This is a genomic window from Vibrio sp. R15-SG3-ISO1A, assembly GCF_059833955.1.
Genome location: NZ_JCBDGH010000012.1, coordinates 14,853 through 26,363, shown reverse-complemented (window position 1 = coordinate 26,363; position 11,511 = coordinate 14,853). Strand labels below are relative to the sequence as shown.

General features: G+C 50.5%; 8 protein-coding genes and 1 pseudogene. 4 read left to right on the top strand and 5 right to left on the bottom strand.

The window, feature by feature from the left end:
• Positions 1-9 precede the first annotated feature (9 nt).
• Positions 10-1,014, top strand: a pseudogene (nagZ, locus tag AC6R0L_RS01175) (beta-N-acetylhexosaminidase); the annotation flags it as partial.
• Here the strand turns inward: nagZ and btsR are convergent.
• The gene (gene btsR / locus AC6R0L_RS01170; protein ID WP_487901865.1) at positions 1,008-1,721 is read right to left on the bottom strand and encodes a two-component system response regulator BtsR; all 714 of its coding nucleotides are present in this window, start codon (positions 1,719-1,721) and stop codon (positions 1,008-1,010) included. The pseudogene nagZ and the gene btsR sit on opposite strands and share 7 nt — an antisense overlap.
• 49 nt (positions 1,722-1,770) lie before the next feature.
• Entirely contained in the window at positions 1,771-3,450 is a 1,680-nt protein-coding gene (locus tag AC6R0L_RS01165) for a LytS/YhcK type 5TM receptor domain-containing protein (protein WP_500627985.1), read from the bottom strand.
• Between the two features lie 251 nt (positions 3,451-3,701).
• Here AC6R0L_RS01165 and AC6R0L_RS01160 point away from each other — a divergent pair, with 251 nt between their 5' ends.
• Positions 3,702-4,790 carry a 3-deoxy-7-phosphoheptulonate synthase gene (locus AC6R0L_RS01160; protein ID WP_500627984.1) on the top strand — a complete coding sequence of 363 codons (1,089 nt, stop codon included), beginning with the start codon at positions 3,702-3,704 and terminating at the stop codon, positions 4,788-4,790.
• A gap of 22 nt (positions 4,791-4,812) precedes the next feature.
• The gene (tyrA, locus tag AC6R0L_RS01155; protein WP_487901868.1) at positions 4,813-5,940 is read left to right on the top strand and encodes a bifunctional chorismate mutase/prephenate dehydrogenase; all 1,128 of its coding nucleotides are present in this window, start codon (positions 4,813-4,815) and stop codon (positions 5,938-5,940) included.
• Between the two features lie 84 nt (positions 5,941-6,024).
• On the opposite strand, the gene AC6R0L_RS01150 is transcribed toward tyrA, so the two are convergent.
• The 3 genes from AC6R0L_RS01150 to ettA all read right to left on the bottom strand — a co-directional run bounded on the left by AC6R0L_RS01150 (position 6,025) and on the right by ettA (position 9,299).
• Positions 6,025-7,035: a M23 family metallopeptidase gene (locus AC6R0L_RS01150; RefSeq protein ID WP_500627983.1), complete on the bottom strand. Its 1,011-nt coding sequence runs from the start codon at positions 7,033-7,035 to the stop codon at positions 6,025-6,027.
• A gap of 10 nt (positions 7,036-7,045) precedes the next feature.
• Complete coding sequence (locus AC6R0L_RS01145; protein WP_487901870.1) at positions 7,046-7,417, bottom strand: PilZ domain-containing protein; 372 nt, start codon at positions 7,415-7,417, stop codon at positions 7,046-7,048.
• A gap of 214 nt (positions 7,418-7,631) precedes the next feature.
• The gene (gene ettA / locus AC6R0L_RS01140) at positions 7,632-9,299 is read right to left on the bottom strand and encodes an energy-dependent translational throttle protein EttA (protein ID WP_334554083.1); all 1,668 of its coding nucleotides are present in this window, start codon (positions 9,297-9,299) and stop codon (positions 7,632-7,634) included.
• Between the two features lie 224 nt (positions 9,300-9,523).
• Here ettA and sltY point away from each other — a divergent pair, with 224 nt between their 5' ends.
• The gene (gene sltY / locus AC6R0L_RS01135) at positions 9,524-11,476 is read left to right on the top strand and encodes a murein transglycosylase (protein ID WP_500627982.1); all 1,953 of its coding nucleotides are present in this window, start codon (positions 9,524-9,526) and stop codon (positions 11,474-11,476) included.
• Positions 11,477-11,511 lie beyond the last annotated feature (35 nt).

The window sequence follows — 11,511 nt, the reverse complement described above, 5'->3', positions numbered from 1 at the left end:
AAATACCATGGGCTGGAGTCAATTGACATGGGACCATTATGGCTAGATGTGGCGGGGTACGAACTGACCGCTGAAGACCGAGAAATTTTGCGTCACCCTACCGTCGGCGGCGTGATTCTGTTCACACGCAATTATCACGATAGCGAGCAGTTACAAGCGCTGACCGCGTCTATCCGACAGGCGGCGAAACGACCGATCTTGATTGGCGTGGACCAAGAAGGGGGCCGCGTACAGCGTTTTCGCGATGGGTTCTCTTCCATTCCCCCCGCTCAAGCGTACGCCGAGCATAAGAATGGGGAGCAACTGGCTCGTTGGGGCGGCTGGCTGATGGCCTCTGAATTGATCGCGCACGATATCGATTTAAGTTTCGCGCCAGTTCTGGATAAAGGGCATGAATGCCGTGCGATTGGTAACCGGGCATTCGGTGACGATGTGGAGAGCGTCATTCGTCATAGCCGAGCGTTTATGCAGGGGATGAAGACGCTAGGTATGGCCACGACAGGCAAACACTTCCCAGGCCATGGTGGTGTGATTGCTGACTCTCATCTTGAAACACCGATTGATGAGCGCAGTTCGATTTTTGAACTCGATATGCAAGTCTTTAAGGCGCACATCGACGCTGGAGTATTGGATGCCATGATGCCGGCGCACGTCATCTACCCTCATTTTGATGATCAGCCCGCCAGCGGTTCACGTTATTGGTTGCAGCAGGTATTGCGTCAGCAACTGGGCTTTGATGGCATTATTTTCTCTGATGATTTGACCATGGAAGGTGCAGCGGTCATGGGTGGTCCTGCACAGCGCGCGCAGCAATCGCTTCAAGCGGGTTGCGATATGGTTTTGGTGTGCAATCAGCGCGATGCACAAGTGCAAGTATTGGATGGCTTGACCATTCAGGCAGTGCCTAAGGCGCACACGCTACTCAAAACCCAGCGATTTACGCTCAGCGAACTGACCCGGAGTGATGAGTGGAAGCAAGCCTCCGAGGCCATGAAGCGCATGCTGGATCAGTGAAAACCGAGCCGTTCTTTGAGTGTTTTTAAATAGCGGCGGCTGACTGGAATCGGGTAACCACTGACGGTGTAGATCTCCGCAAGGCCGTTTTCGAGCAACTTGATCTCCTTAATGGTTTTCAAGTTGACGAGAAACTGGCGATGGCAGCGTACCAGCGGAGTTTTTTCTTCTAGCACCTTTAACGTCAATTGAGAGGTCGCTTTTTGATGCCGAGTTTGTACATGGACGCCCGAAATATCGCTGTAAGCAAATTCGACCTCTTGCGTTGGGATGATCACGATGCGGTTTAAACCGATGCAGGGAATTTGGCTCAGCGCCTCAGGCGCTAAAGCGGATGGGAGCGGGCGGGGCTCTGTGTGTTTAAGTCGTTTGATGGTTTTTCCCAAACGACAGGGCTCAACCGGCTTGAGTAAGTAGTCAAACGCATTGTCCTCAAACGCTTGAATGGCAAACTCATCATACGCGGTGACAAACACCACCTTGGGCATGGTGTCGGGGTCGAGCATGCTCAAAAGCTCAATCCCTGTGATTTGCGGCATTTGAATGTCGAGAAAGACCACATCTGGCCTCAATTGGTTGATCTTCTTTAGCCCCTCAATGGCATTGCTTGCTTCACCTATGACGGTCACACATTCCGTTTCTTCAAGCAATTGGGTCAGCTCTTCGCGGGCAAATCGCTCGTCATCAATGACTAGTGCTGTCAGCATGTATCGTCCTTACTCATCAATCCGCATTACTTATCAATCCGCATCGGTTCTACGCTACCTTCAAAGGGCGAGGTATGATAAAGCTCATTTGTGTTAATTGGTTGGGTTTTACCTCAATATTGAGCGCTGAACCACGGCCAAATTTACTGGTGAGCCGTTTATCGACAATTTGCATCCCTAATCCTAGGTGGCCTGGCTCGGGTTCTTGATAACTGCCGGCGTTGTCTTCCACCACAATCCTTTCGCCCTGTGGCGTTGTTTCGTTGTATATCCGCACATGCCCGCCCTCGAGCAAGTTTGAGATACCATGCTTGATCGCATTTTCCACCAAAGGCTGCAAAGTAAAGGTTGGGACTTGCAGATTGAGTAACGCGTCGTCAATGTCGATCTCCACTTCCAACCTATCATCAAAGCGCGCTTTCTCGATCGTTAGGTAGGCGTTGACGTGCGCGAGCTCCTCTTTGAGTGTCACACTGGCAATGTTTTGCTTGAGGTTACTGCGGAAGAACTGCGACAAATGCTGAATAAGTTCACGCGCCTTGGCAGGATCGCGACGGATAACGGCACTGATAGTGTTTAATGCATTAAACAGAAAGTGCGGATTGACCTGAGCGTGCAGCAGTTTGATTTCCGCCTGCGAGAGTAGAGTCTGTTTCTGTTGGTAATCGCCATAGAGGATCTGGCTGGAGAGTAACTGCGCGATCCCTTTTGCCATCGTCATATTGATGGTGGAGAAGAGTTTGCGTTTGGGTTCATAGAGCTTAATCGTGCCGATCACCTTATCACCAGAGCGCAACGGGATGATCAAGGCGCTGCCCAGTTTGCATGTGGTTGAGAGCGAGCATTGATAAGGTCGCTCGCTGCCATCGAGATAGATGATGCTGTTTTGGTTGATGGCGTCATAGGTGCTTTGTGAAGAGATCGGCGTTTGCGGTTTGTGGTGATCATCGCCAATACCGACAAACGCGAGGATTTTTTCATTATCGGTGATCGACACCGCGCCGACGTTGGTCTCTTCATAGACAATGCGGGCGATTTTTTCTGCGTTCTGGCTGGTAAAACCGGAGGCGAGGATACCGACAGAGCGCTCGGCAATGTTTAATGCTCGGCGTGAAAACGTCGCCGAGTACTCCTCAAAGATGGTTTTGCGGTCGTGAAGGATGCTCATAAATAGGGCGGCCCCTACAGAGTTGGCGATAATCATGGGCGCTGCAATATCAGAAACCAATGAATAGGCTTGCTCAAACGGCTTTGCCACAATCAAGATGATCACCATCTGCACTACCTCAGCGACCAAAGTAATGGCAAACACCACACTGGCGTTAAAAAGCTGTTCTCCGCGACCTTTACGCAGCAAATAGGTGTGCAGAAGACCACCAATAAGCCCTTCTGCCGTGGTGGAGATCGCGCAAGCTAAGTCGGTAAAGCCACCTAACGTATATCGGTGTAGCCCCCCCGTGAGACCGACAAAAAAGCCAACGACAGGGCCGCCAAACAGGCCACCCATAACCGCACCGATGGCGCGCGTGTTCGCAATGGCATCATTGATTTGTAGACCAAAGTAGGTGCCCATAATGCAAAATAATGAGAAGAGAATGTAGACACTGACCTTGTGGCTCAGCCGACTTGAGATGCTAAGTAAAGGAAGAAAAATGGGTGTCTTGCTGAGCATATAAGCCAACACAAGATAGACACACATTTGTTGCAGCAAAGAGAGGATCAGGTCCATAACACACCGTACGTCTGTTTTTGTATAGTGTATATCGTAAGCCAGCGGAAAGGTATCGCCGAGGCGGCAAGGCACTCTTGATTTAGAATGACCGTTCCGTTCAGAAAGTAATGGGTGTATATTTTAACTTACACCTTGTGTTTTTTATTGTTTACGGTTGCATTCTTTTTTTACTCTGTTATTTTGTCGCTATTGCTTTGTATAAGCACCCAAATAAAAATGAATGTAAATTTAAGTGTACGGTGAGCGAGATGAAAAAGAGTGAGTTAAGTAATATCAATATTACGGACGAGCAGGTCCTAATTACCCCTGAGCAGTTGAAAGAGAAGCTGCCGCTGAGTGACAAAGCGCGCCGTTTTATTCAAGAGTCTCGTCAAACCGTTGCCAACATTATCCATAAAAAAGATCACCGTCTATTGGTGGTGTGTGGTCCTTGTTCTATTCACGACGTCGATGCCGCGAAAGAGTACGCGCAGCGACTGAAAAAGCTCAATGAGCAACTCAGCGATCAACTCTACATTGTGATGCGTGTGTACTTTGAGAAGCCGCGCACGACCGTCGGCTGGAAAGGTTTGATCAATGACCCGCATCTTGACGGCTCTTTTGATATTGAACATGGCCTGCATGTAGGTCGTCAACTGCTGGTGGAACTGGCAGAGATGGAGATTCCACTGGCCACTGAAGCGCTCGACCCTATCAGCCCACAGTACCTCGCGGATACCTTCAGCTGGGCGGCGATCGGTGCCCGCACGACGGAATCTCAAACTCACCGTGAAATGGCCAGTGGTCTTTCGATGCCGATTGGCTTTAAAAACGGTACCGATGGCAGCCTGTCTACTGCCATTAACGCGATGCAAGCGGCCTCTTCAAGCCACCGTTTTATGGGCATCAACAGCGAAGGCCAAGTGGCGCTGCTTACCACACAAGGTAACCCGAATGGTCACGTGATCTTACGAGGCGGCAAACAGACCAATTACGATTCTGTCTCCGTAACGGAATGTGAGCAAGACATGGCAAAAGTGGGTCTTGACGCCTCGTTGATGGTGGATTGTAGCCACGCCAACTCTCGCAAAGATTTCCGTCGTCAACCACTGGTGGCGGAAGATGTGATTCACCAAATTCGTGAAGGCAACAAGTCAATTATTGGTTTGATGATTGAGAGTCACCTAAATGAAGGTAACCAGTCATCTGACATCCCGCTAAGTGAGATGAAATACGGCGTCTCTATCACGGATGCGTGTATCAATTGGGACGCAACTGAGGCACTATTACGTCACGCTCACAAAGAGCTGGTTCCATTTCTACAAGACCGCTTAGCGAAGTCATGCTTCGCAAGTTAAAAAGGGATACGAAGGGATATTGATGGCTGTAGAACTTAGCGGGTTGCGTGATGAGATTGACGCAGTCGATAAACAGATATTAGCTTTACTGGCGCAGCGCCTCGCATTAGTAGAGAAAGTGGGAGAGGTAAAAAGCCAGCACGGTTTGCCCATTTATGCGCCTGACCGCGAAGCGGCGATGTTGGCTTCCCGCCGAGCCGAAGCGGAAAAGATCGGGGTTCCTCCTCAGTTGATTGAGGACATTTTGCGCCGCACTATGCGTGAGTCCTACGCCAGTGAAAAAGACTCCGGCTTTAAGTGTTTGAACCCAGAGCTGCGTTCGGTGGTGATCGTTGGTGGTAACGGTCAGCTTGGTCGTCTGTTTGGCCGCATGTTTACCTTGTCGGGCTATCAAGTCAAAGTGCTTGGCAGTCAAGATTGGCCGAATGCGGACGAGATCCTCCACAACGCGGGTATGGTGGTCGTGACAGTGCCAATTCATCTCACTCAAGGGGTGATTGATAAACTGGGTAATCTGCCCCATGACTGTATTTTGTGCGATCTCACCTCGATTAAGTCTAAGCCGCTGCAAGCGATGATGGCCATTCACTCTGGTCCTGTCGTCGGTTTGCACCCGATGTTTGGTCCTGATGTGCCGAGTTTAGCCAAGCAGGTCATTGTCTATTGTGATGGTCGTGGTGAAGAGCAGTATCAGTGGCTGCTCAAGCAATTTTCAATTTGGGGCGCGAGTTTGTGCCAAATTGATGCCAAAGAGCACGATCAAGGCATGACCCTGATCCAAGCTTTGCGCCACTTTACTTCGTTTGCCTATGGCCTACACCTTAGCCGAGAAAATCCGAATTTGGACAAGCTACTGACGCTGAGCTCGCCGATTTACCGTTTGGAGTTGGCCATGGTTGGGCGATTGTTTGCGCAAGATCCCAACCTCTATGGCGACATCATCCTCTCTTCGCAAGAGAATATTGAGATGATTAAGCGCTTCCATCGCAGTTTCGGTGAGGCATTAGAAATTTTGGAAGGTAAGGACAAACAAGCGTTTGTCGACAGTTTTAACAAAGTGAGCGAGTGGTTTGGAGACCATTCTCAGCAGTTTATGAATGAGAGCCAAAATCTACTTAAGCAAGCGAACGATGCGATTCATCGTGGCTGAGCTACATTCTTGTTATAAAAAAAGCTGCCTAGGCAGCTTTTTTTGATCGCATTGCATTTATCTGCACATCGACCACCCATGTACTTATTGCACGCTGGTGTGCTCAGGTTTCGAGTCGTCCGCTTTTACGGTATTGACCGAGTCATCAACGTACGGGCTTTGCGTCAAGCTCACTTGCAGTCTGACGGTGTTATCAATCAACTGTACCAGCGGAGCCCACTTCACTTTGTTCTCTTTTTCAAACAAGTAGTGGAAGTTGTCCGGGGTCCAATCCATGGTGTATTGCGGGTTTAGCGCTCGCCCTAAAAAGCGGATCTCGTAGTGCAAATGTGGGCCAGTTGAGTTGCCAGAATTGCCACAAGTGGCGATCTGCTCACCTTTACTGACAAACTGACCGCTGCGTACTTTAAACTTGGCAAGGTGCGCGTAGGAGCTCATAAAGCCAAACGAGTGACGTAAGGTGAGGAAGTTACCAAACCCTTTGTTGCTCGGTCGCACGGTTTCTACCACACCATCGGCCGGTGAATAGATAGGCTGACCAGGTTTGCAGGTGAGATCGATCCCGGTGTGTGTATGGCGCTGCCCTGTAATGGGGTTTGTTCGCCTCCCGTAAGATGAGGAGACACGCAGGTACTCCATCGGTGAGTCATTGGGGATCAGACGAAACATCGTCGCACGCACCGCAGAGTCTATTGCTGCAGCATCAATACGGCTTTCCAGTGGGACTTCTTCCAGTGGTGTTTCTTGATTGTCATCAACCAGACCGAGCACCGCTTCCACATCGTACACGCGTCGACCCAATACGCTAATCTGAGTCTTCTTCGCTTCAAGCTCTTGCACCAACTGATGGGTTTCGTCTTGCTGCTGGCTGTAAAGCTGCTCGAGTTGACGCTTTTCTTCACTCACTGCTGCCAGTGCTTGCGTGAGCGCCGCTTGCTCGCTTTGGCTTGTTTGCCAGTAGGTGTAGACACCAGTGCCTGCGGCCATGACACCTACAACCGCTAGGGCCAATGTGGTCGCGACAGCACGACGAGATAGGTAAAAACGCGAAATACCAGCCGGCGCTGGTATCGAAATAGTAATTTTGTTCGACATATGGGTTCTATTAGGCTTCTTCACCTAAATCGGATAAATGTTCAATATCCCTATGGAGAAGATCGTCATCCCCAACATTGAGTTCGACCAGGCGTTTTAGGTGTCCGATACTCTCAATATCAATATGATCGATCGCAAGACGGATGATATTGTTATTGAGTCCAACCACCTTGGCGACAAGTTGAATCTCGACATCACTCCCTGGAAGTGAAAATTGTACATTGACGTCCTCTTCGCGGCTCAGCGTCGAGGCAGCATCACATGCGAGTAATACACCGTGCAAAGAAAGATCACGAATTGATGCGTCAATACGATGCGATCCTTGAACTAACACGGCAGGGGCTTGATAAACCACCCGTGAAAATCGGCGACGTTCTTTCATCTGTTGCTTCTCCCATGACTATGTGTTGAGTCTAGCAGACAAGCGATAAAGACAAACCCTCGACCCTTCTCATTGTTGACCTACTCAACAGAATATTTTGCCCATCAGGCCCAATGCTCTGAGATGGCGCGAACCATCAGTGAGTCGCTATCGTCCTCAATATGAAAGGCCGCTAATCTTAGCGGCCTTTGGGTAAAGATCAAGCGGTAATCGATTACTTGGCGATGCGCTTGTACTTGATACGGTGTGGTTCGGCTGCTTCAGGCCCCAAGGTCTTTTTCAGCCATTCCATGTATTCCGTGTAGTTGCCTTCGTAGAAGTTCACTTGGCCTTCATCACGGTAATCAATGATGTGCGTAGCGATACGGTCAAGGAACCAACGGTCGTGCGAGATCACCATGGCACAGCCAGGGAATTCAAGCAGCGCTTCTTCCAATGCTCGTAGGGTTTCCACGTCGAGGTCGTTGGTTGGCTCATCGAGAAGCAACACGTTGCCGCCCGCTTTAAGCAGTTTCGCTAAGTGGACACGGTTACGCTCACCACCCGACAACTCGCCAATCACTTTCTGCTGATCGCTGCCTTTAAAGTTAAAGCGAGAGCAGTACGCGCGAGCAGGGATTTCGAAGTTGTTGATCTTGATGATGTCCGCGCCTTCCGAAATCTCTTGGTAGACGGTTTTCGAATCGTCCATCGAGTCACGGAACTGATCGACGGATGCCAACTTGACGGTTTCACCCATTTCGATAGTGCCTGAATCCGGTTGCTCTGCACCACTCAGCATCTTGAACAGCGTTGATTTACCCGCACCGTTGGCACCGATGATGCCGACAATTGCCCCTTTTGGCATGCTGAACGACAGGTCATCAATCAATACGCGGCCGTCGAACGACTTGCTCAGGTTAGAGACTTCAATCACCTTGTCGCCAAGACGCTCACCTGGTGGAATAAACAGCTCGTTGGTTTCGTTACGCTTTTGACGATCGCCGCTTTGCAGCTCTTCAAAGCGAGCCATACGCGCCTTAGACTTCGATTGACGACCTTTCGGGTTTTGACGAACCCACTCCAGCTCTTTTTCAATGGTCTTTTGACGTGCTTTCTCTTGTGACGCTTCTTGTTGCAGACGCGCGTCTTTTTGCTCTAGCCATGAGGTGTAGTTACCTTGCCATGGAATGCCTTCACCACGGTCCAATTCAAGGATCCAACCTGCGGCGTTGTCGAGGAAGTAACGGTCGTGGGTAATCGCCACAACGGTGCCAGTGTAATCAACAAGGAAACGTTCTAGCCACGCGACGGATTCGGCATCCAAGTGGTTGGTCGGTTCGTCGAGCAGCAGCATATCTGGCTTAGAAAGAAGTAGGCGACAAATCGCCACACGGCGGCGCTCACCACCCGATAGGTGGGCAATTTTTTGATCCCACTCAGGCAGACGCAGTGCATCCGCGGCGCGCTCCAGCGCGTTTTCGAGGTTGTGGCCTTCTTTGGCTTGAATCAGCGCTTCTAGCTCACCTTGCTCTTTTGCGAGGGCATCGAAATCCGCATCGGGTTCTGCGTAAGCCGCGTAGACTTCGTCCAGACGCTTCATTGCGCCAGCGACATCAGATACCGCCTCTTCGACGATTTCACGTACCGTTTTCGATTCATCGAGCACAGGTTCCTGCGGCAGGTAGCCGACATTCAGGCCCGGTTGTGGACGCGCTTCACCATCGATGTCGGTATCAATACCCGCCATGATGCGCAGTAGGGTCGACTTACCTGCACCATTGAGGCCCAAAACACCAATTTTTGCGCCTGGGAAAAAGCTCAGAGAGATGTCTTTAAGAATTTGTCGCTTTGGTGGCACCACTTTGCTCACGCGCGACATGGTATATACGTATTCAGCCATTGCCGATCGTTCCTAACTATTCAATCTACGTAACTCGTCATTTTATACCAAGCGAACGCGTTTTGTTACTCCCGAGAGGGAGGAAATCGGTTCAACGTCAGTCAAGCCTTGCCACTCAATGTCACTATTGTGTGAATTTATTATTATTTACATCTGAGCTCTTTACAGCAGGGGGGAGGATCGAGTTAATTAGAGAGAGGTTTTCCCTTCAAGGATGAGGCTTTATGACGCTGAGCGATTCCCGTTTGTTGTCCTACTTTTCTAGAACCGCGGTCTGGTTTTGTGCGGTTGTGGGCTGCGCCACTTATGCTACTTCAGCGGTAGCCGACCTCGCCACTCAGCGAGCGTTGTACGATCAAGCACAAGATTTGCTCGATGAGAAAAAGGTTGATGATTATCAGGCTCTAAGGCCCGACATCGCCGACTATCCCTTAACGCCCTACGTCGATTATCGCGCTTTCTTAGTCAACATTGGAGAGCGCTCCTCCGCAGAGGTGAATCAGTTTATTGAGCGCTATAAAACGCTGCCTTTTTCTGGGCGTATCAGCGCACCGTATTTGGACGCATTAGCCAAAGGTAACCAATGGCAGCGCTTGCTTGAATTTCAGACAGCGCTGCCGAGAGGCGAGAGTTATCAGTGTCACTATTACTGGGCTCATTACCAAACAGGCAACAAAGCGTTAGCATGGCAAGGCGCGAAAACGCTATGGCGATCCGGTTCCAGTATTGCGGATGCGTGTGACCCGCTTTTTGCCGCTTGGGATGCGCATGGCCAACGCAGTGATCGTGATGTGCTCGATCGGGTATTACTCGTATTTGACTCTGGAAACGGCAGCTTACTCAACTACTTGGTCAAGCAACTTGAGAGTGAGCAGGCCAAAATTGCAGGACAACGAGCGCAATCTCTGTTTCGCGATCCCGCAACCTTGGCAAAGGCGGCAGCGCAGTTTCCTGATGAACCGTTTTATCATCAGTTAGTCAGCAGCGGCATGAAAAAGCTCGCGCGTCGTAACGTTGTCAAAGCGCAGCAAGAGTACAGTGACGTGATGGCGGCAGTGTCGCTACCCACCGAATCTCAGCAGAATTTGGCCGATTTTATTGCTTTTCGTTTGATGAATCGTGACGAGCCGGAGCTGATCGCGTGGCGTGATGATGTGATAGCGCACAGTGCTAACCTCTCTTTGCTCGAGCGGCGCATCCGTTTGGCGATAGGTGAAGATGACTGGCCAGCGGTCAGTCGTTGGCTTGATGCACTCCCTGTGAGTTATCAAGAGACCCTCCGCTGGCAATATTGGCGCGCGAGAGCGGAAATGGCCGCCGGTCAAATGAGCCAAGCGAATCAGCGTTTAGAGGCTATTGTTGGTCAGCGCAACTTCTACAGCGTGGCAGCCGCGCAAGCGCTTCAGCGTTCGATTGTCTATCCCACCTCCACCATTACATTGGCGCCCGAGCTGGTTGAGCCGTTTGAGACGACTCTCGTGCGGATCGAGGAGTTGATTGATCGCGATAAAATTACCGCGGCCAAAAGTGAGTGGCGATGGCTGCTTGGGCGGGTCAATAAATCGCAGCGAGAGATGCTGGCCGCTTATGCGTCGTTCAAAGGTTGGCACCATTTGACCGTCACCGCCAGTATTCAGGCCAAAATGTGGGACAACCTAGAAATTCGTTTCCCGATTGCGCATCGCTGGTGGTTCAATTTTTATGGCGATAAGCACAACATTGATCCTATCACCCTAATGTCACTGGCTCGCCAGGAGAGTGCGATGGATGTCGAGGCCCGTTCGCCGGTCGGTGCACGCGGTATTATGCAGATCATGCCTTCTACGGCCAAATACACGGCGAGAAAGTATCAGTTAACTTATCAAGGCAGTGCGGATCTGTACGAAGTGGGCAAAAACATCGAAATCGGTAGCCACTACCTGAAAGGGCTGCTTGACGATTACGACCATAACCGCATTCTGGCATTCGCGGCGTATAATGCGGGGCCGAATCGGGTCAAAACGTGGCGTGAGCGCAGTGACGGTAAGCTGGACGTGTTCGCTTTTATTGAAGCGATCCCCTTTAAGGAAACGCGCGGCTATGTGCAAAATATTTTGATGTTTGAAACTTACTATCGTGAAGTGTTGGGTGAGGACGGACACTTTTTGAGCCAAAAAGAGCTGCAAGCGAAGTACTGAGACCGTGACGCTTGAATCCAAAGGTAAAGCTTGGG